Source organism: Ruminococcus sp. (genome assembly GCF_017549005.1).
Lineage (GTDB): Bacteria > Bacillota > Clostridia > Oscillospirales > Ruminococcaceae > Ruminococcus.
Genome location: NZ_JAFYYT010000006.1, coordinates 12,585 through 33,671 on the forward strand (window position 1 = coordinate 12,585; position 21,087 = coordinate 33,671).

Below are 21,087 nucleotides of genomic sequence, written 5' to 3' on the forward strand. Positions count from 1 at the left end.
TTATCCTTTCAGTATTTCTGACCGCTTCTGATACATCTTGCGGCATAGACTATGCGCTGAGAATCGGCTTTCGGCGGCTCAAAGCTGTCGTCGCCGTACTTGCCGAGGACTTCAAAGCCGCATTCTTCAAGAAGTTTTTCGATATCCTCTTCGCTGTAAGCCTTTTCCGAGAATCCGTCAGAGCTTCGGGAGTAAAGCCCGTTTTCTTCCAGCTCAAAGAACTGCAGCTCCATTTTCACCTCAAGAGAAACGGGATCGAGAGTATTCTCCCAAACGCAGTAAACGTGCTCCGTTTCATATGTAAAGGTGTTATTTGCCAGTATTTCGCGGTGTTTGTAGGGAGTATTCACATCGAAGATGAAAAGCCCGTCCTGTTCCGAGAAAAAGGCAACTCCCTCAAATACCTTTCTCACGTCCTCAGTGCTTGCAAGGTGGTTTATGCTGTCGAGGGCGCAGATAGTGACATCTACCGTGCCGAACATATCCAGCTTTCGCATATCCTGACACAGGTACTGTATATTCGCGCCGCTGTCAAACTTCTTGTCAAGAGCTATACCCAGCATTTCGTCGGAATTGTCAACTCCAATGACGTCGTAGCCGAGACCTGCCATTACTTCTGAGATACTTCCCGTACCGCAGGCGAGGTCGAGGAGAATATTATCCTTAGTGGTCTTGAAGCGCTGTATTATCTCATGGAAGTATCTTCCGCGCCCGTTATAGTCTATATTTGCGGTAAGCTCGTCGTAATACCGCGCAAAAGCACTGTATCCGCTCAATGCTGACGCCTCCTTCGGTAGTTGTTTTCTGCGGCTGAAACAACGGGCTGCGACCATAGCGGCGCAGCCCGTCACGTTCTTCTCAGCACGGAGAAGTGATTATTTTTCTTCCTGGTCTACAGAAGTCGGCTCTGTAGGATCGGTAATAGGCTCGGTCGTAGGCTGATTGTTGTCTATGATCTCGCCTGCGAGGTTAGTGGTGTAGCTCTTTGTTACGTTGCCCTCGTCGTCATAATCGGTATAAGTGATGTATATGTCATCAGTTTTGTACTGATGTGCTGTACTTCTGAGGATAAGCTTTGAATCTCCGTCCCATTCGTAGGTCTTGAGCTCGTACTCGATCTCGTCCTTTTTGTCGAATACGATCATCTTGCCGTTTTTAAGGTCGTCGAGCTCCACAAGGTTTTTAAGGACATTCATTTCCTTCCATGATACATAAATACCCTTTTCAGGATCATAGCGGTAATACTTGCCCGTTTTGTTCTCCAGCTCGTCCTGCTTTTCGATTATGAAGACATCAGGATAGCTGTCGCCGTCGAAGTCGGCGCTTACGATGAAATCCTCGAGCTTTTTCTCCTCGTCGTTTTTGAGTTCCTTTTCGATATCGGTCGTATCAACGTCCTTTATCTGCTGGAACGTGGTTTCTTCCCCGTTTTTGTTTTTGCGTGATACCTTTATTTCATTAGGCTTTGTTCCAAGTGAAAAACTTATATTGCTGTAATCCTTAGGATCGAATGAAGTTGTCTGCGTTGTTGCTTCTTCAGTGGTTGAAGGTGCAGTTGAAGCCGACGTGGTAGTCCTGTGTACAGTAGGCACTGATCTTGTAGTACCGTGTACGACTCCGTCATTGCCCGGCGCCCTGGTAGCAGACACTATAATATTATTTGTTGTATGAACAGCAGTAGTTGTTCCCGATACCTTTTTGCCCGCAGACTTTGAGGTAGTTACATTTGACGTTGACATCTGACCTGTAGTAGCCTCGGTCTCGTATGTCTGCAGATCGGTAGTAGTACCGTTTGCAGTTTCCGAAACTGAGTTCAGATCCTTGTTGTCAGGCGTTCCTGTGACTATTCCGCAGCCTGAGAGAAGTGCAAGAAGAACAGCGGGAAAAATAAGCTTTTTCATATTGTCACCTCATAAAACCTTTCTTTCTCCATAAAACCGTCCGCTTGTGCAGACCTGACGAAAAACAGCTTTTCCGAGAAAAGCTCCTCCGCGGCAGCCCCCTGCCGTCCACAAAGCTATGAACGATATGGAAATCCATCCCTTTTTGATCTCTGATCCCGTTTAACGGCAGAATACTGCCGCTCATGTATTATTTGCCTGCCATGTCCTTTGCCTTGCAGCACTTTTTATATTTCTTGCCGCTTCCGCATGGACAAGGATCGTTATCGCCGATCTTCTTTGAACGTACAGGCTCGTCTGAGAAGCTTCCGTCGCCTGCGCCTGCATTCGGAGCGTCTGGCTGAGCCACCTGTTCACGCTCGGGAGCTTCATTTGTCTGAAGTCTTACTGTAAGGAGCATACGGATAGTATCCTCACGGATAGAGTCTACCATAGCGTCGAACATCTCGAAGCCCTCGTAACGATACTCGATAACAGGGTTCTTCTGACCGTATGAACGGAGACCGATACCCTTCTTGAGCTCTTCCATGTCGTCGATATGAGCCATCCACTTGGTATCAACGACCTTGAGAAGGATAACTCTCTCGAGCTCACGCATAACTTCCGAGCCGTACTCGGCTTCCTTTGCCTCGTAGATCTCGCCGGCCTTGCTGCTGAGAGCGTTGACGATATCTTCCTTGGATACTTCCTGGAGTTCCTCATCTGTGAAGTTGAGGTCCTCAGGACCGATGAGCCAGCCGAGGAAGTGCTCCTTGAGGCCGACCATGTTCCAGTCATCCTTGACCTCGTTATCAACAAGGTAGGTATCGACTGTGGTATTGATGAGATCCTCCATCATCTTGAGTATGCTCTCGTGGAGATCCTCTCCGTCGAGAACCTGTGATCTCTGTTTGTAGATGATCTCACGCTGTGTATTCATAACGTCGTCGTAGTTGAGGACGTTCTTTCTTATGCTGAAGTTCTGACCCTCGACCTTCTTCTGTGAGGACTCGATGATCCTTGTGAGCATTTTGCTCTCGATAGGAGTATTTTCGTCAACATTGAGGGTCTTCATGAGGTTTTCGAGGCGGTCGCCGGCGAATATACGCATGAGGTTATCCTCGACTGAAAGGAAGAAGCAGCTTTCGCCCTCGTCACCCTGACGGCCGGAACGTCCGCGGAGCTGATTGTCGATACGGCGTGATTCGTGACGCTCTGTACCGAGTATATAAAGTCCGCCTGCCTCCTTGACAGCAACAGCCTTTTCCTTTACCTCTGCATTGAACTTATCATAAAGCTCGCGGTAGAGCTTTCTTGCTGCAAGAACTTCTTCGTTGTCTGTATCAGCGAAGCCGATAGCCTCTGTGATGATCTCCTCGGGGATCTCGCGCTTTCTCAGCTCGGCTCTTGCCAGGAACTCGGCGTTACCGCCAAGCATGATATCGGTACCACGGCCTGCCATGTTTGTAGCGATGGTAACAGCGCCGTACTTACCTGCCTGTGCAACGATCTCGGCTTCCTTTGCGTGGTGCTTTGCGTTGAGCACTTCATGCTTGATGCCCTTTCTCTTGAGCATAGCGGAGAGAAGCTCTGATTTCTCGATAGAGACTGTACCGACGAGGATAGGCTGACCTTTCTCGTGGCACTCGATTATCTTGTTGATGATAGCGACATACTTGCCCTTTTCCGTAGTATATACCTGATCGTTGTGGTCGACACGGATAACGGGCTTGTTAGTCGGAACTGCAATAACATCGAGCTTGTAGATCTCCTTGAATTCGTCCTCTTCTGTCATGGCAGTACCTGTCATACCGGAGAGTTTTGTGTAAAGACGGAAGAAGTTCTGGAAGGTGATAGTAGCGAGAGTCTTTGATTCGCTCTTTATCTTAACGCCTTCCTTAGCCTCGATAGCCTGGTGGAGACCGTCGTTGAAACGACGTCCCATCATAAGACGGCCTGTAAATTCGTCAACGATGATGATCTCGCCGTCCTTGACAACGTAGTCGATATCGTTCTTCATTACGCCGTTAGCCTTGATAGCCTGATTTATGTGGTGGAGGAGGGTCATGTTCTCTGAATCCATAAGGTTCTCGACTCTGAACGCTTCCTCAGCCTTCTTTACGCCGCGCTGTGTGATAGTAGCGGTCTTGGCCTTTTCGTCGATGATGTAATCGGCAGTATCATTTATAGACTCCTGATCTACCTTGTCGTCCATTTCAACGACTGTAGTCGAAGTAAGAGTTTTAGCAAAGCGGTCAACAATAGCGTACAGGTCTGTGGACTTGTCGCCGCGTCCCGAAATGATAAGAGGAGTACGCGCTTCATCTATGAGGATAGAGTCGACCTCGTCCACGATAGCGAAGTTGGGGGCACGCTGAACGCGCTCCTCCTTGTGAGTTACCATGTTGTCACGGAGGTAATCAAAGCCTAGCTCGTTGTTGGTTGCGTAGGTAACGTCGCAGTTATATGCTGCACGGCGCTGGTCGTTGTTGAGACCATGGAGGATACATCCTACAGTAAGTCCCAGCCAGCGGAGCACCTTACCCATTTCCTCTGCCTGTGTCTTTGCGAGGTAGTCGTTTACTGTAACGACATGAACGCCGAGACCCGAGAGAGCGTTGAGGTAGGAAGCAACGCAGGCAACGAGAGTTTTACCTTCACCTGTTTTCATTTCGGCGATACGTCCCTGATGAAGAACGATAGCACCGATTATCTGCACAGGATAGGGCTTTTTCTCGAGTACACGCCAGGCAGCTTCTCTTACGGTAGCAAGAGCCTCGGGGAGGATATCGTCGAGAGTTTCGCCGTCCTCGAGTCTTTCCTTGAATTCCGCGGTCTTGGCTTTGAGCTCTGCGTCGGAGAGAGCCTGATATTCCTCGTCAAGCTCGAGAACTTTATTCTTTATCGGTTCGATACGCTTGAGCTCGCGGTTGGAGTAAGCATTCGCACCAAAAACGTTTTTGAATAAACCCATTTTTGTTTTCCGCCTTTACTTTATTATAATATAGGTCTGATAATCCATATAATTAGACATAATATATTTTACAACAAACGACAGTGTTTGTCAATACCTATTATACAGAAACAGCGGACAGAGTCCGCTATTTCATCATAATATCACAGTATACAGGCATTTGGACAAAAAATAAGTAATTATTACCCAATAGTGGGGCGTGGGATTGTTTATTACCCGAGCGCACCTATGCTATGGCATTCTGCAAGGCATGAATCGCAAAAAGAACAGAAGGCGGCGATAACAGCGTATACGGACAGGATAGAAACCAAAAGAACGATTCCGAGAATGAGCAGAACTGTTTTTACGGTACTTCCGCTGCTATTTGCATTGCTGTACGTTCTTTTGGGGGAATTTATACTGCAGTCAGCCATGATGATTATTATTCCGATGCTGATTACAATAAGTATCAAAAAAGGTATCATATTTATGCTCCTTATCCTCAATTATCCCAATATCATGCTCAGATGAGCTTGTTTATAAAAACTATATCATGATATGATAATACCATTTCCGCCGAATTTCCGCAAGGTGACAAATGTCACTTTAGGAGTGACATTTGTCACTTTCTCTTGTAAAAGTGCGGTCAATATGGTATAATGTTCGTGATACGAACATTATACTTTATTTAAAGTCCTTGCAGATACGCAAATCAGAGATTTGCTCCCTGCAATCGGACAATTATATCATAACGCTTCGCTTATATGATATAATGTTCGTGATACGAACATTATATTTTATTTAAAAGTCCTTGCAGATATGAAATCAGAGATTTGCTCCCTGCAATCGGACAATTATACAATAACGCTTCGCTTATGCATATGATGAGGTGATAAATATGCTTATGATCTCCATAAAGGACATGGACAAGCGGGAACTCCACAGCCACGCACACAGGCTGCTTAGGGAGTGCCTCCGCCCGTTCGGGATAGACTATACCGAGGAAACTCCCGTAATAAAGGGAAAAATGGGGAAGCCCTCCCTCGCTTCGCGCTCTGATATACATTACAACATATCCCATGCCGACGGAATAGCCGCCTGCATAGTTTCGGACTTCGAGTGCGGTATCGACTGCGAAAGGGTGAGGGAGCACCGACCTAATGTGATGAAAAGGGCTTTTTCGGAAAAGGAGCGGGAAATGGTGGAAAAAGCCCCCGAGGATATGAAAGACCAGCTTTTTTTCAGGCTCTGGACATTGAAAGAGGCTTATGTAAAGGCTATCGGCACGGGTATCTCCTATCCGCTGAATACTGCGGAGTTCGGCTTTTCTGACGGTGGGATAACAACGAACGTGCAGGGCTGCCGTTTCAGGCAGTATATAGCCTGCGGTGGTAAATTCGTGATATCTGTCTGCGAGATAACGGACAAGTGAGGAAAATGCCGGACAGACATGTTTTTGTGGAACTTCGGCGTAAAATGACATTTTTCTTAGTGTTATGGCTGTGCAATATTCATAAAATCAACAGTGAAATTCGTTCAAATCGGGAAAAATATGAGATTTCGCTTGCATTGCCGCAGTATTTAGGTTATAATATTAATACAAGCTTCTTGTTTGATCCGTTAGCGTTCCATCAGAAGTATTCCACAACAGCGGGAGGCTGATACTATGTTTGATAAAACCATGACTTTTTCTGTTAATGAGGACAGAGAGGCAGAACTCAAGAAAAATCTCACTATCATTTACGACGCGCTTACGCAGAAGGGCTACAACCCCGTTAATCAGATAGTAGGATATATACTTTCCGAAGACCCTACATACATTACGACATACAACAACGCAAGAAGCCTTATCCGTCACATCGACCGTGACGAACTTTTACAGGTACTTGTGAGGTCTTATCTCAACGCATAATGAAAAGGCGGTCTTTATGACCGCCTTGGTTTTTATAAGGAGCATATTATGGTTCATACAGAGGAAAAGCTGAAAGAAACAGCCTGTGAGCTTGAGCGCTTGACGGAAGAATACTCAGATTACTACAGGGTAAGAGACAATATCGGTCTGGAAAGTATTGATGAAAAAATATGGAGCAAGGGCTATATTGAGCCGTTCAGCTGTGATTATATCACCGATATGTTCGATAATACAGTTGATATGAGAAAGCTTATGAAAGCACCAAGGAAAAAGGAATATTTAGCCATGCATTATATGTGTGATGAACTGCCTGTTTATTCGGTTTATTACAAAAAAGACGACGAAATTTTCAGGGAAAAGCTGTATATCAATTCGTCGGAAAGACGGATAGAGCTGCTTTTCAGCTGTCCGCAGCATATACTCCTGCAGCTTTCTCTGACAGTTTTTGACGAAAAAGGCAGACCGGCGGAGTACAGCAGTATAGAAATAAACTCCAAAGGCTTGAAGATGATAAACAGCGTGGTTTACACCTATGAGGGCGACCGAATAGTGAAAGCGGACACTATCCGTGATTTCAATCCCGAAACAGATATAGTTATGTACGATGACGAGGCTTTTGACCCCGAATACCGTTTACAGTCAAAATACATGAATCCGCCCGATGTGAGCGATTATGACTTCCATTACACGGATAACGCTGCTGAGACATTTACGCGCACCGATTATGAGTACACAAGAGTGCACAAGAATACATGGAAGCTTCGCAGAGGCATTGTCAAAAGATATACCGAATGCGGTATAAAATGGTTCGGAGAGCAGTAAAGGCGGTATATTACCGCCTTTTTTTATACATAGGGGAGTTCCTGATACTTTTTGTATGCAATCCAGCCTACAGCGGCTGCAAAAACAATATCGAGGATCACGACTCCCTCCGTCGGTATGAGCCCGATATGCTCGAAATATGGCAGTATATCGGCAAGGGTATGAAGTCCGACCGCCAGCAGGAACAGCTTTTTCCAGTCAAACTGCTGCAAAGCCGCAAATACCAATACAGACAGTGCTATATGGAGGGCAGTTCCCGAAACAGCGCCGAGAGTGACGAAAAGACTGTGGAAAAAGCCGTTTCCGGCAAGGGAAGCGATACCCTCAACGACATTCTGGGCTTCTTCCTTGGGAAGTCCCTTTGTAAAAGCTTCGATACCAAGGCTTTTGGCGGTGGAAAGGTAGGAAACGTACTGAAAAGACGATATGCCTATGACCGTTATGCTCTCAAAGCCGTCGTGACCTATGCCGTGCATGACAGAAACGCTTCGGGAAGTCCTGTTTTTCAGTGGGTACCTGAAGCAGAGCAGACGCGCCGTTTCCTCAAGTATTCCCGATATCAGCGCATTTGTCAGGTAAAATGCAAAGGGGCTCTGCCGCAGGGGGCTTGATTTCCCCAGAAGCATGGCGCGCAGGAGTATCCTCACGGTCGCGGCACAGAAAAAGCCGAAAGCTCCCACAAACGCTGCAAAGTACTTTTCATCGGTGGTACGCTTCCATATAACGGCAAGGACAAACGGCAGAAGTACGGAAACTACGCCTGTTATCCCATAGCCGAGAATAGTTGAGCCGCTTATATTGATACTGTCCATAGTTTCTCCTTCAGTTAAGCCCTCAGACCTTGCAGCGCGGACGCTCGGGATCTGAGGGCTTTTAATCTGTTTTTTATCAGTATGGCTTGAAGCAGATGTTGAGGTCGACATCGCCGCCGATACCGGGTATCCTGCCTGTGTTGGAGTACTGCCATATCCTGAAATCATAGTAGTATATGGGCTTTTCATCGTATTCCGCAAGCCAGAAATCATAGTCCTTTACACGGGGAAGATCGAGCTTGTGCATAGCAGTTTCCCTGTTCTGATATATCATCGGCGTATATCCCGAGTCCTTGACTCTTTCGCAGAAAGCCACACAGCAGTCTGCAAGAGCTTCAACGCTTACACTGTCGGTACGTGCGGCGTCGTGGACTATCTCCCAGTCGTAAACAACGGGATATGTTATATCGTATGGCGCGAGAGCGTCGATAACGTGGTCGGCTTCCTCGACAGCTTCGTCAGCGTTCGTTGCCTGCGAGTAGAAGTAAGCTCCCACCTTTATTCCTGCTGCCTGAGCGCCCTCGATATTGCGCTGGAAAGCGCTGTCGTATGTAATAATGCCGTCACCGTAGGTACGGTAGCCTATGCGTATGAATGCGAAGTCGATACCGGCCTGCTTTACCTGAGTCCAGTCAATATCGCCCTGAAACTCCGAAACGTCTACACCGATCGTGGAAACGTTCTCGCCGTTTTCGGAGTAGAAAGCGTAGCCGTTCCGCATGGTGATATTATCGGTGCTGATAGTGCTTGCAGGAACGTCTGCATAAACAGGCACGAAGATCTCGCCGTATGTACTGTCATGCATGAGTATCTTCTTTCCGTCCAGCTGATAGAAGGCTTCTTCCTTTTCGATAACGGCTCTCTGACGGACCTGAGGCTTGTCGGAGTTTGCATTTGCAGGGACAGCCTCGGCTCTTCCTCGGATAAGAGTTGCCCATATCAGGGCTATGAAGAGAAGAAAGATAATAACAGCTTCAAGGATAGCGATACTCTTGAATTTTATTCGTTTTTTGTTGTCTGCCATTGTTTCCTCCAGATTTTCTGATTTTTTGTCTGTAAGTATATGATATCATATTTTTCGCTCTTTGTAAACCATTATTTGCAGGAAAAAATAACAGTTTTGTCACATTAGCGTCTTTTCACTCAGATTTCAGAAAACTTTCATTGACAAGTGCGGAATGATAGTATAAAATCTTATTATAAGGATAAAACCAAAGCAGAAAGGAAGAATACATATGAAGTATACATACAAGACAAAAATGGTCTGTTCACAGGAGATAAGCTTTGATATCAACGGCGATGTTATAACGAATATCGCTTTCGTAGGCGGCTGCAACGGCAACCTCAAGGCTATATCAAAGGTGCTTGACGGCTGGACCGTGGAGCAGATAGAGGCAAAGCTCAAGGGCAATACCTGCGGAGTACGTCCCACTTCCTGTGCCGATCAGCTGTGTATCGCTGTCCGCAAGGCTTATGAAGAGCAGAAGAACTCGTAAAACATGATATATACCCATAAAGGCGCACATTTTTGTGCGCCTTTTTTGGAACCTTTTTGCTTTTTGATTACAATATACAGCAGAAGATAGATAAATTGGAGGTGCACCGAATGACAGAGATTCAGTTTGAAAAACTGCTGGAACTGTATGGAGATTCTATCTTTGGCTTCTGCTGTCATCTTACAGGCGAAAGGAGCTCCGCTGAGGACCTTTATCACGATTCTGTTATGAAAGCTATAACACTGCTTGCAAGAATGGAATGTGAGGGTATGACCGTGAATGAGCTGAAGAAAGCGCGTAATTACGTAATAGGCATAGCCGTGCGGCTCAACAGGAACCGTCGGCGCAGAAAAAATGCAGCTTACTCACTCGATGACGAGAAGTCAGCGGCAGCTGTCAGCTCAGAATGTGACCTGATCGCAGAGACCGAACAAAAGGAAGTATTATACAATATAAAGGCCATTATCGCCAAATTGCCCGAAAAGCTGCGGATAGTCACGTATATGTTCTATTTTGCGGAAATGAAAGAGGGAGAGATAGCAAAGCAGCTCCGCATACCGCTCGGAACTGTGAAGAGCCGTCTTAACAGAGCGAGAAAAGCCATAAAAACAGGTCTGGAGGAAAAAGGCTATGAAAGATATTGATCTGCTTGTACAATATGCCCTTAAAAATGAAGAAAAAGCTCCTCAGGAGCTAAACGACGACTTTATCAAAGAGTTCAGCGAAAGGAGAGTTTCACGCCATATGAAACCAAAATTTGCAGCCGCAGTTGCTGTTCCGCTTATGCTTGCCATTGCAGGTACGGGAGCCTATGCGGTATCAAAAAACGGATATTTCCGTGATAAGACCAATGTGTTCGGTACGGTAACAGGGGAGACCTACGAAAATGCCAGTGAAGAGATAGATATTCAGGCAAAATATGATTCCGAAGCATTTGACGTAAAGGTGGTCTTCAAAGACCCGAATGCCGCACCGTACAAGTACGAAGAAACATTGGATATCGGCAGTTTCACTGTCATAGCTCAGGAAGACGGCTCGGAGGTAGTCTGCGGAGAGGTCGAGCCCGTTGCGGTAAACGGCGGCACGGCGGAGCTGAAAATACCTGTGGGGGAGCTGAAAAGCGGCAGCTATAGCATATGCATAAGCTCGTTCATCGGCGGCAAAAAAGCTGAGCAGCCTCTTGAAATAAAGGGAAACTGGTCATTGGGTATTGATATACCATAATACGCAGAAACGGGAGCAGAAATGCTCCCGTTTTTTGTATGTTTCGCTTTTTTCAGCCGTCAATGACAGGCTCAAGGCTCTGTATCTTATGGAGGAGGAACTCCTGTATACGCAGAGCGTCGTTTGTGGTGAGACCCTTGCTTGAGACGTCAACGTCTGCATTTGCAAGTCCCTTATCTGTGATATGCTTGCTGTCAGAGCCGCTAACGCCGTATTTATTGGGATTTGCAAGCGACTGCATGATGAGCACGGCGTCGGACATATCTATGATATCGTCGCAGTTTGCGTCGCCGTAAACAGGCTTTTCCTGCATTTCGGGCGTGGTTGTGGAAGTTGTTGATGAAGTTGTAGTCGTTTCGGAAACAGTGGTGATTGAAGAAGTTGTCGTTGATGAAGATGTTGTTGTAGTTGTTGTCTCGGCAGTAGTTGTTGTAGTTGTCGTTGTTGTGGTGATGGAAGTAGTTGTTGTAGTTTCAGCCTGCTGTTTTTCCTCTATTGGAGCCATGCTGGGCACACCGTCGCCCCACCAGTCCCAGCGGTCGGCGGTACGGTATTTATTGATCTTGTCGCCGTTTGCGGAGGTCCATGTGAACACGTTGTCGTAGAGGTGACCCTCATAGTAGTAGAACTGTGCCATCGCGCATATCTCATCGGCGTAGGTGGCATATGCGCCGTCGTCCTCAGCCTTTGTGCACCAGCCTGTGTTGAAGCCCTTGAGGCTGTTTCTTACTACCTGATAGTCGTGCATATCCTGTTCGTCTATGCATATCTCCGCAAAGTGGAGTATCTTTCTGATACCCATGTGATTGGAGATTATACAGTCGTAGAAATTGGATTCCGTAAAGGAATACTGGAACATCTCGGGAACGTTGTCCTCGGGCATGAACTTGGGGTCGCAGTCCTTGAATGCGGTAACAGCGGTCTGCAGTGTGCCGTATGCATGGGCGGAATTGACTCCCCAGCCGTCCTCGTAGGCGGTCTCATGGTCGGAGCCTATCTTACCCTCGCCGAGAGTGGATTCTCTCGAACCAAGTCCGAGGAAGAGAGCGTACATCTTCTCGCGGTCGGTCTGACCGAGACGTGTGGAAATGAGGTCCCAGTGCTCGTCAATCTCCTTGTAGAGAGCGTATTTTACCTCCTGAACGGTCATTTTGTGGTTTATAGCGCGTATCTCGGCAGTCGAAGCGTCGGCAGGAGTGTTTCTTTCGCCGAAATTCAGGGGATTGCCAACGCCCTCGGTCTGAACGTCACGGGAAGTATCATGGAGCGGTTCGCAGGTCTCTCCTGCGAAGCACCACTCGTCCGCAGAAGCTGTGAGCCCGTTTTCGCTGATATTCATGACGTTCACAGAGGTCGCGCAAAGCACTGCCGCTGTGAGAAGTCCGCAGATTTTTGTAATTTTCATAGTGATCACCTCAGAAGTTGGAGCCGTTCCAGCCCCATTCGTTCGTACTTGTGTATTTTACGTAAACTCTGTCTGACGGGATACCGATATTATCGGTAAGAATGCCTGTGATATGGCTTGTAAGCGTGGTCAGCGCATTTGAAGAAGCGCTGCCGAATATGGAGACCTCTACCATAGCCGCAGGAGCGTCCTCGCCCTTGAACCAAAGGTCGTAACCGGGCTCGATACCTACCATGAGCCAGCCCTCCGACTTGCCGGGGATAGCTGTGATAGCGCGTCCCATAGCGGATTTGATAGATATTTTCTGCTCGTCCGAAACAGAAACATTGGTCTTGACGTTGATGAATGGCATAATAAATCCTCCTCATTGTTATTAGTTTAGAGTTTCGAGTTAAAAGTTGTTAGTTTTGGAGTCGCCTGCGGTGACAGGATTTAAAAAATGTGAGCGAAGTGAACACATAAACTCTCAACCCTTAACTTTATTAAAATTCAGCTCTGCTGAATCATAGTTCATATTTTTATAAGTCCTTCCGAAAGCATTTCCTGCGCCGCCAGCATTACTCCCAGCTTACCGCTTGTATAGGTGATACCGCCCTGCATCCATACTGCATATGGGTCGCGGAGAGGAGCGTCTGCGGAGAGCTCAATAGAAGCGCCGTTTGTGAAAGCGCCTGCCGCCATGATGACCTGACTTGAATAGCCCGGCATATCCCATGGCTCGGGAGTTACAAATGAGTCAACGGGAGCTCCCTTCTGGATACCGCGGCAGAAAGCGCAGAGGTGCTTTTCGTCGCCGAGCTTTACGGCAGTGATGATATCACCGCGGGGCTCGTTTTTTCGCGGAGAACACTCGAATCCCAGAAGCGTGAAGAGCTCGCTTGCGAATGTGCAGGTCTTTATGGCGTTAGCCACAACATCGGGAGCAAAGAATATTCCCATGAGCATTTCGCGGTTCATGCCGAGGGTACAGCCTACTTCCTTACCCATTCCCACGCAGGTAAGACGATAGGAGCAGAGCTCCACAAGGTCGGCTCTTCCTGCGATATATCCGCCTGTACGTGCGATACCGCCGCCTGCGTTCTTTATGAGAGAGCCGATGATAACGTCTGCCCCGACAGCCGTCGGCTCCCTGTCCTCGACAAATTCGCCGTAGCAGTTGTCCACCATGACGATTACGTCGGGATTGCCTTTTTTAGCGGCATTTACCATTTTTTCTATATCTGCGATAGTGAAAGCTCCGCGGAGAGAATAGCCGCGTGAACGCTGTATATAGGCAACTTTTGCGCCATTTACGGCTTCTGTTATCTCATCGAGCCTGGGGCTTCCGTCTGTATTGAGGTCTACCTGACCGTACTCCACGCCATAGTCCATAAGAGAGCCGTTTCCCTTTTCGCCGCTTATGCCGATGACTTCCTCGAGGGTGTCGTAGGGCTTGCCTGTTATGGAAACTATCTTGTCGCCTGTGCGGAGCACACCGAAAAGGGCTACAGACAGAGCGTGAGTGCCTGATACGAAGTTGAAGCGCACCAGTGCGTCCTCTGCGCCGAGAGCCTGTGCGAAGACCTTGTCGATGACCTCGCGTCCCATATCTCCGTAGCCGTAGCCTGTTGAGCCGTAGAAGCATGGCTCGCTGACCTTGTTGTCGGAGAAGGCCTTTAGCACTTTAGCGCCGCAGTACTCGGTGTTTGCGTCTATTCTTTCAAAGGCTTCCGCGCAGTTTTTTTCTGCCTGAGCGGCAAGCTGGGCGAGCCTGCTGTCGAAGCCGTATAATTCGTTTATCTTATTATTCATGTTATATCCTTTCATTATTTGCAAGGCACTATTCACTTAGATTATAGCCTATTTGAGCGAATGTGTCAACCTCAGACCTTGTATTCTTCCGCTTCTTTCAGGAGCTTCACGTCCACAAGCGCGTCGATGAGAGTGCCGTTTTCGGCGTATTCCTCGGAGAATATCTTGCCGTCCTGACGTATCCTGCCGAGAAAACCGCCCTTGTCGTAGGGGATAAGGAGCTTCATGCGCTTTGCGGTCTCGGGCAGGTTCTTCATGATACATTCAAGGAGCCTGTCGAAGCCGGTGCGCTCCTTTGCGCTTATCATGACGGTATTGTCGTCCTCGAATACAGTATCCGTAAAGGGAGCGGCGTCCGCCTTGTTCATGACGTATATCTGCGGTATGCCCTCGCAGCCCAGCTCGTTCAGCAGACTTGCTGTTACCTCTGCCTGTTCCTTTATCTCGGGGGAGGAGAGGTCCTGCACGTTGAGGATTATATCCGCAGCTGCGGCTTCTTCCAGTGTGGACTTGAACGCCTCTACAAGATTATGTGGGAGTCTCCTTATGAGGCCGACAGTATCAATGAGCATGACGCTTCTGCCGTCGGGGAGCTCTATGGAACGTGAAGTGATATCGAGAGTTGCAAAAAGCTTGTTTTCCGCAAGAACTCCTGCGTCCGTGAGAGCGTTCAGCAGAGTTGACTTGCCTACATTGGTATAGCCGACGATAGCCGCACAGAGGACTCCGTCCTTTTTGCGGCGCGAGCGTGAGAAATTGCGGTGCTTTTTGAGCTCCTCCAGTTCTGCTTCAAGGTAGCTTATACGCTTTCTTATGTGTCTTTTATCGGTCTCCAGCTTTGTTTCGCCGGGACCTCTTGTGCCGATACCGCCGCCAAGCCTCGAAAGGGCAGTACCCATTCCCGTGAGCCGCGGCAGACGGTACTTCTGCTGAGCAAGCTCGACTTGCAATTTGCCCTCTTTGGTACGGGCTCTCTGAGCGAAGATATCGAGGATAAGGGTGGTCCTGTCGATAACGCGGACATCAAGTATATCCTCAATATTACGCACCTGTACGCCTGTGAGCTCATGGTCGAAGATGACCAGCTCTGCATTCAGGGCGTCAAGCTGTTCCTTCAGCTCCCCGAGCCTGCCTGCGCCCATACAGGTGGCAGGGTCGAAGGTGGGGCGTTTCTGTATAACAGAGCCGACCACATCCGCATTTGCAGTTGCAGCCAGCTCGGCAAGCTCGTCTATTGAGGCTTCCGCGTCAAATTCGCCTGTATCTACACAGGCGAGGACTGTTTTTACGGGAAGCTCTTCTGTTTTGTTTTCGTACATAGGGTACTCCTTATCATATAGCCTCACGGCGGAAAAGCTCAGAGAGCTCCTCGCCGAAGAACCGGGAAAAACGGGAATCATCAGAGATAAGCTCCAGCTTCTGCGCTTTTGTGAGCTGTTTTATGCGGTATTCGAGCTTTGAAGCGATACTGCGGTTTTCGCAGCTCCACAGCGCCTCGAGGGATATTGCCCTGTGAGAACGTGTGAACTTCGCACATTTTTCCGTTCTGCCGAAGTGCTCGTCCATACGGCGGTCAACGTCGTTGGTAATACCCGTATACAGCGTATTTCCCTCGCATTTTATGATATAGACGTAGTACATCATATCCAGAACGCGAACATACGCTGTACCTCGTAAGCCATTTCGGGGAAGCTCCTGTCGTATGCGTCATAGCGGAATGCCTGATTGAACTCCTGAACGCCGCCTACTATGAGAGCCCACATTACTGCAAAGCACATAAAACCGCTCAGCAGTTTTTTCTTGGTGGGGTCCTTTGTTTTACTGTACAGGAAGAATATTATGGCAAATGCGCCGAGGAGCGACTGCCATGCGAAGTCAGACATATAGCGTACTGCATAGCCGCTTTCCCATACGGAAGCTACTATGCCGAAGGGGACGAGCAGACAGGGAACGGCTATATATACCGCTGCTGCAAGCTTTTTCTTCTTGTCCTTCAGCTTCCTGAGGGCTCTGAATGACAGAAGATATGCGAACATCGGGAGTGCAAGGAAGAAAAGTCCCGAAGTATTGGCTGTAGACGGGAAATCAAAGTAGAAGAAGCCGCCTGCGCCCATTGACTGGAACTCAGTGCTGATTATGGGATACTTCATGGAAAATACGGGCGGATTGAAGAAGTAGTTGTATACTGGTATCAGCGAAAGACGGCTGTGGAACTGAGCTTTGGTGAAATCGTTGATAGTCAGTGAATACTGTATTCCGAACTCAAACGGATTGCCGAAGCGGTCATAGTTGTACCACATCTGTATAAGACCGATACAAGCCATAGGCAGCAGGGCGCAGAGCAGATAGCGGAAAGCTCCGCTGGCTGAAGACTTTTTGCCGCCTTTTTTGCCCGAAGCCTTTACCCTCGGGAGAGCCATGAGCATGAACAGAGCCGCTGTTATGCAGTAAAGCACGAGAGTAGGTCTGCAAAGTACTGCAACTGCGAAAAGCATGGAAGAAACAGCAGTACGCGGGAGCTTCGGCTTTTCATTGCCGAGGATATCGGCGGACAGCATGAAATATACTGCCCATGTAAGTGCTGCAAAGCCTGCCGCCATAGCTATTTCGTAGAATGCTGGACGTCCTATGCTGAACCATATGCCGCTTACGGTCTGTATTATGATAAGGCCGCAGATGGCGATACCGGCAGGCGTTTTCGGGAAGAGCTTTTTGAGGAACTCCATGTAGAGCTTTGTAAGACCCACGATACCGATAAGCGCAAACAGGAGAACTGCCAGCGAATCTGGGAAATAATAGCCTGTAAGTGCATGATACGGCAGGAAAAGCAGTACAACAGGCGCTATTCCGTAGTAGCTGTAGTAGTGACCGTTATAGTAGACGTGATCCCACTTGTATTTGAGCTCTGCCTTGTCACGGGCGTCGCCTGTATACGGGTTGGGGAAACTGTTCAGCTCCTCTGTGGGCTCGTCGAGTATGCGCGTACTGCCGTTTTCAAAGGCTTCTACGAGCTCCTGAGTCATCTGATTGCCTGCGGGGCGCTTCATGATATCTATGATAGAGTAGTTGTCAAGCTTTACAAAGGTAACGAGGACTGCGGCTATACAGGCGGCATCGGTGATGATGACGGAAGCTGTCCTGCACAGCTTTTTGCTGTCGGAAACGCTTTTTTCCGCCGCCTTGCTGCAAAGCATGAGCTTCACAAGACAGGCTCCGAACACAATAAGGAATAACCTCATCCATGAGATGCTCATGGGTATCTGACGGTTGAAGCCTATGCCCCTGACATTGACGATACCGTTGTCGAGGGGAGCTATCTTTACCTTTATACTGCTTGCATTTCCCGAAAGGTGCAGCTGCACATACTGTGAATGGAGCTTGTCCCTGGCGATAAGCTGAGTTGCAATGCCCTCGCGGTACTCATAGGCGTTGGTCTCGTCCATAGTATCTATGGTTACGAGGGCACCCTTTGTGGTCTTGGCACATTCGGTGTCGATGAAAACGTCCGCGACTTCTTCGCCTATATCGTCAAATTTGAATATAGCGGTATAGTTGCCCTGTACGGCGATATCCCTCTCATTGGTGCGGTACTGTACGTTCTCACTCCTTCTGCACTCATCAGCCGTGAAGTACATTTCGCCGTAATCTCCGAACCAGAGGCGGTATGTAGGGATATTGAAGAGAGTTACTTCAAGAACTGCTGCGGTGAGAATGGCTTTTACCGCAGTAAGGGCGATATTGTATCTGCGTTTCTTGTTGAGTATGCAGATGAACAGGGACAGGCCTGTCATGCCGCCGAGAAGCAGAAAAGCTCCCTTGTATTCGGCAATGCTGAAAATACCGAGAGCCTCGGCAGCTGCCGCAAATACAAGGAGCAGCGCAGCGCAGCGGGAGACTGCACGTACCGCAGAGCCCTTCTTTTCGGACTTTTTGTCACTATTGAGGTCGTTTCGTATTTCACGCAGAAAAACAGCGGTCACAGCGACAGAGACCGCAAGCATCAGTAAAAACAGGAAAGTATTCATATAAACTCCATCCGTTTATCGGCAGAAAGCCGTTATTATATCCTTGTGGCAAGAAGCCCGGAATATTTTCCGCGGAACTGCTCGAAGCGGTCCTCGTCAATGGCTTCGCGTATCTTTTCCGTAAGGGTGTTGTAGAAGTAAAGGTTGTGCTGCACCGCAAGTCTGCCTGCGAGCTGTTCGTTCGCCTTGAAAAGGTGGCGTATATAGGCTCTGCTGAAATTGCGGCAGGTGGGGCAGTCGCACTGCTCGTCAACAGGCCGTGGGTCGGTCTCGTAGCACTTGTTATTGAGGTGCATGATGCCGCTCCATGTGAAGACCGTGGCGTGACGGGCGTTTCTGCTTGGCATTACGCAGTCGAACATATCCACTCCGCGGGCGACGGCTTCGATGATATTGGAGGGAGTTCCCACTCCCATGAGGTATCTTGGCTTATGTACAGGCATATACGGCTCTACAACGTCGATTATGCGGTACATCTCCTCTGTCTCCTCGCCGACGGCAAGTCCGCCTATAGCGTAGCCGTCGAGGTCGAGCTTTGCGATGTCCTCCATATGCTTTATGCGGAGGTCATCGAAGGTGGAGCCCTGATTTATGCCGAAAAGGAGCTGATTCTTATTGATAGTATCGGGGAGGCTGTTGAGTCTTGCCATTTCCTCCCTGCAGCGTATGAGCCAGCGCGTTGTGCGCTCTATGGAAGCTGCTACATACTTATAAGGGGAGGGATTTTCGATACATTCGTCGAAAGCCATAGCTATCGTCGAGCCGAGATTTGACTGTATCTGCATACTCTCCTCGGGTCCCATGAATATGCGGTGACCGTCGATGTGCGAGGCGAAGTATACGCCCTCTTCCTTTATTTTCCGCAGCTGAGCCAGCGAAAACACCTGAAATCCTCCGCTGTCGGTGAGAATGGGCTTGTCCCAGTTCATGAACTTATGAAGTCCGCCCATCTGCTTTACAACGTGGTCGCCGGGGCGCAGGTGCAGGTGATAGGTATTGCAGAGCTCCACCTGGGTCTTCAGGCCTTTCAGGTCTACAGAGGAAATACCGCCCTTTATTGCTGCGGCGGTTCCGACATTCATGAAGCACGGGGTCTGAAATGTGCCGTGAACGGTCTCAAAGCTGCCTCGTCTGGCTTTTTTGTCTGTTTTAAGAAGTGTGAACATAGCTTCTCCTTTTATTTTCAGTGATTAGTGAACAGTAATTAGTGCTTAGCATAGTTGCAGCTTCTGTCAGCCGACTAATCACTAAAAACCGATAACGCGGATCAGTCAAGGTCGAATTCCTTACCCTGATCGGGAGTCCTGTCCTCGCGGCGTCCGTAGAAGCCGATAAGCTCACCGTTTGTGTTTCTTATGGCGAGAATGTACATATCCATATTGTTCTTTTTGTCATGGAACGCAAATACCTTATTGTTTTTTCTGTCTTCCTTGAACCATTCAACGCTCATTACCACCTTGCTCATCATCTCCTCGTCCATGAGAGTAGACAGGAGCTTGCCTGTGATAGGCGACGTAGGAGCGTAATATCTCTCCGCCGAGGGATTTTCGTAGATGACCCTGTAATCAAGATTGCAGAGTACGATAGGTCCTTCTTCGGAATCGATTATACCCTTGAAATAGTCAAAAAGTTCAAATTCAGCCATTATATATCTCCTCAGATTTTTTCTTTTTATAATATGCACATACTGTCGCCGAAGCTGAAAAAGCGGTAGCGCTCCTCAACGGCGGTCTTATATGCGTTCATTGTATTCTCATAGCCCATGAAAGCTGATACCAGCATTATCAGCGTGCTTTCGGGCAGGTGGAAGTTGGTGATAAGTCCGTCTATACACTTGAACTCATATGACGGGTAGATGAATATATCTGTATAGCCTTCTCTCTCGGAAATATCACCGTAAAATGAAGCCACGCTCTCGAGGGTGCGGCAGGTAGTTGTACCCACTGCAATGACTCTGCCGCCGTTTTTCTTTGTTTCGTTTATGAGGTCGGCAGTCTCCTTCGGGAGGTAGTAGTGTTCGCTGTGCATTTTGTGGTCAAGGACGTTGTCCTCCTTTACGGGACGGAACGTGCCGAGTCCCACATGAAGGGTCACAAAAGCCGTCTTTATGCCACGTGAGCGTATATCGTCCAGCATTTCGGGGGTGAAGTGAAGTCCTGCCGTAGGAGCGGCAGCAGAGCCAAGTTCCCGTGAATATACGGTCTGATAGCGCTCGCGGTTCTCGAGTTTTTCTTTTATGTAAGGCGGGAGCGGCATTTGTCCAACGTCCTCGAGGGCTGTGAAGAAGTTGCCCTCGCACTGGAACTGCACTATGCGGTTGCCGTCGTCCTTTACTTCAACGACCTCGGCAACGAGCCTTCCTCCGCCGAATGAGAAACGGGTCCCCACCTTTGCTTTTTTTCCGGGGCGGCAGATTATTTCCCACAGCTTGTCGCCCTTCTGCTCCAGCAGAAGGAACTCGATAAAGGTCTGATTGCCTATTTTTTCGCCGTAGAGCCTTGCAGGGATAACTCTTGAGTCGTTCATTACCAGCAGGTCACCTTCCCTGAGGTGGTCGCATAGATTATAGAAGTGGTCGTGAGTTATTTCTCCCGTCCTGCGGTCAACGCACATCATTCGCGAGGCGTTCCGCGGTTCTATGGGAGTCTGGGCTATGAGCTCCTCGGGAAGCTCATAGTAAAAATCGGATTTGAGAAGTTCCATTAATATCTCCTTCTATACAAATCAACTTTTGCTGCGCAAAACTTGATTCAGTTTAGAGTTGAAA

Annotated in this window: 20 protein-coding genes; 6 read left to right on the top strand and 14 right to left on the bottom strand. The window is 48.4% G+C overall.

Features of this window, described 5'->3' with window-relative positions:
* Positions 1-8: 8 nt before the first annotated feature.
* From IKW96_RS02600 to secA, 3 genes are all read right to left on the bottom strand, one after another.
* Complete coding sequence (locus tag IKW96_RS02600; protein ID WP_296569968.1) at positions 9-776, bottom strand: class I SAM-dependent methyltransferase; 768 nt, start codon at positions 774-776, stop codon at positions 9-11.
* A 99-nt stretch (positions 777-875) separates the two neighbouring features.
* On the bottom strand, positions 876-1,901 hold the full coding sequence (locus tag IKW96_RS02605; protein WP_296569971.1) for a membrane lipoprotein lipid attachment site-containing protein: 1,026 nt from the start codon (positions 1,899-1,901) through the stop codon (positions 876-878).
* Positions 1,902-2,091: 190 nt separating this feature from the next.
* The gene (gene secA / locus IKW96_RS02610) at positions 2,092-4,854 is read right to left on the bottom strand and encodes a preprotein translocase subunit SecA (protein ID WP_296569972.1); all 2,763 of its coding nucleotides are present in this window, start codon (positions 4,852-4,854) and stop codon (positions 2,092-2,094) included.
* 877 nt (positions 4,855-5,731) lie between these two features.
* On the opposite strand from secA, the gene IKW96_RS02615 reads away from it, so the two are divergent.
* From IKW96_RS02615 to IKW96_RS02625, 3 genes are all read left to right on the top strand, one after another.
* Positions 5,732-6,265 carry a 4'-phosphopantetheinyl transferase superfamily protein gene (locus tag IKW96_RS02615; protein WP_296569975.1) on the top strand — a complete coding sequence of 178 codons (534 nt, stop codon included), beginning with the start codon at positions 5,732-5,734 and terminating at the stop codon, positions 6,263-6,265.
* A 234-nt stretch (positions 6,266-6,499) separates the two neighbouring features.
* Positions 6,500-6,745, top strand: coding sequence for an IreB family regulatory phosphoprotein (locus tag IKW96_RS02620; RefSeq protein WP_028516792.1), 246 nt, complete (start codon positions 6,500-6,502; stop codon positions 6,743-6,745).
* Between the two features lie 48 nt (positions 6,746-6,793).
* Entirely contained in the window at positions 6,794-7,567 is a 774-nt protein-coding gene (locus tag IKW96_RS02625) for a hypothetical protein (protein ID WP_296569977.1), read from the top strand.
* 23 nt (positions 7,568-7,590) lie between these two features.
* Here the strand turns inward: IKW96_RS02625 and IKW96_RS02630 are convergent, their stop codons facing one another.
* Together IKW96_RS02630 and IKW96_RS02635 are read right to left on the bottom strand one after the other, a co-directional pair.
* Positions 7,591-8,379: a YhfC family glutamic-type intramembrane protease gene (locus IKW96_RS02630; protein WP_296569979.1), complete on the bottom strand. Its 789-nt coding sequence runs from the start codon at positions 8,377-8,379 to the stop codon at positions 7,591-7,593.
* 76 nt (positions 8,380-8,455) lie between these two features.
* Positions 8,456-9,403 carry a glycoside hydrolase family 25 protein gene (locus tag IKW96_RS02635; RefSeq protein ID WP_296569981.1) on the bottom strand — a complete coding sequence of 316 codons (948 nt, stop codon included), beginning with the start codon at positions 9,401-9,403 and terminating at the stop codon, positions 8,456-8,458.
* A 211-nt stretch (positions 9,404-9,614) separates the two neighbouring features.
* On the opposite strand from IKW96_RS02635, the gene IKW96_RS02640 reads away from it, so the two are divergent.
* From IKW96_RS02640 to IKW96_RS02650, 3 genes are all read left to right on the top strand, one after another.
* A complete protein-coding gene (locus IKW96_RS02640) occupies positions 9,615-9,875 on the top strand; it encodes a TIGR03905 family TSCPD domain-containing protein (RefSeq protein WP_296569982.1) in 261 nt (86 codons plus the stop codon).
* Positions 9,876-9,985: 110 nt separating this feature from the next.
* On the top strand, positions 9,986-10,519 hold the full coding sequence (locus IKW96_RS02645) for an RNA polymerase sigma factor (protein ID WP_296569983.1): 534 nt from the start codon (positions 9,986-9,988) through the stop codon (positions 10,517-10,519).
* Positions 10,506-11,099 (top strand): hypothetical protein, encoded by a 594-nt coding sequence (locus IKW96_RS02650; protein ID WP_296569984.1) that lies wholly within the window; start codon positions 10,506-10,508, stop codon positions 11,097-11,099. The genes IKW96_RS02645 and IKW96_RS02650 overlap by 14 nt, the downstream gene beginning before the upstream one ends.
* Before the next feature lie 52 nt (positions 11,100-11,151).
* Here the strand turns inward: IKW96_RS02650 and IKW96_RS02655 are convergent, their stop codons facing one another.
* From IKW96_RS02655 to queA, 9 genes are all read right to left on the bottom strand, one after another.
* Entirely contained in the window at positions 11,152-12,504 is a 1,353-nt protein-coding gene (locus IKW96_RS02655) for a dockerin type I repeat-containing protein (protein WP_296569985.1), read from the bottom strand.
* 10 nt (positions 12,505-12,514) lie between these two features.
* The gene (locus IKW96_RS02660; RefSeq protein ID WP_296569987.1) at positions 12,515-12,856 is read right to left on the bottom strand and encodes a phenylpyruvate tautomerase MIF-related protein; all 342 of its coding nucleotides are present in this window, start codon (positions 12,854-12,856) and stop codon (positions 12,515-12,517) included.
* Between the two features lie 158 nt (positions 12,857-13,014).
* Positions 13,015-14,295, bottom strand: coding sequence for a methionine gamma-lyase family protein (locus IKW96_RS02665; protein ID WP_296569988.1), 1,281 nt, complete (start codon positions 14,293-14,295; stop codon positions 13,015-13,017).
* Between the two features lie 71 nt (positions 14,296-14,366).
* Positions 14,367-15,614: a GTPase HflX gene (gene hflX / locus IKW96_RS02670; RefSeq protein WP_296569989.1), complete on the bottom strand. Its 1,248-nt coding sequence runs from the start codon at positions 15,612-15,614 to the stop codon at positions 14,367-14,369.
* Positions 15,615-15,627: 13 nt separating this feature from the next.
* The gene (locus IKW96_RS02675; protein WP_296569991.1) at positions 15,628-15,939 is read right to left on the bottom strand and encodes a GIY-YIG nuclease family protein; all 312 of its coding nucleotides are present in this window, start codon (positions 15,937-15,939) and stop codon (positions 15,628-15,630) included.
* The gene (locus tag IKW96_RS02680) at positions 15,936-18,320 is read right to left on the bottom strand and encodes a hypothetical protein (protein WP_296569993.1); all 2,385 of its coding nucleotides are present in this window, start codon (positions 18,318-18,320) and stop codon (positions 15,936-15,938) included. The genes IKW96_RS02675 and IKW96_RS02680 overlap by 4 nt, the downstream gene beginning before the upstream one ends.
* Positions 18,321-18,355: 35 nt before the next feature.
* Positions 18,356-19,486 (bottom strand): tRNA guanosine(34) transglycosylase Tgt, encoded by a 1,131-nt coding sequence (gene tgt, locus IKW96_RS02685; protein WP_296569995.1) that lies wholly within the window; start codon positions 19,484-19,486, stop codon positions 18,356-18,358.
* A gap of 101 nt (positions 19,487-19,587) precedes the next feature.
* Positions 19,588-19,965, bottom strand: coding sequence for a hypothetical protein (locus IKW96_RS02690; protein WP_296569997.1), 378 nt, complete (start codon positions 19,963-19,965; stop codon positions 19,588-19,590).
* Between the two features lie 26 nt (positions 19,966-19,991).
* Positions 19,992-21,023: a tRNA preQ1(34) S-adenosylmethionine ribosyltransferase-isomerase QueA gene (queA, locus tag IKW96_RS02695; RefSeq protein WP_296569999.1), complete on the bottom strand. Its 1,032-nt coding sequence runs from the start codon at positions 21,021-21,023 to the stop codon at positions 19,992-19,994.
* Between the last annotated feature and the right edge of the window lie 64 nt (positions 21,024-21,087).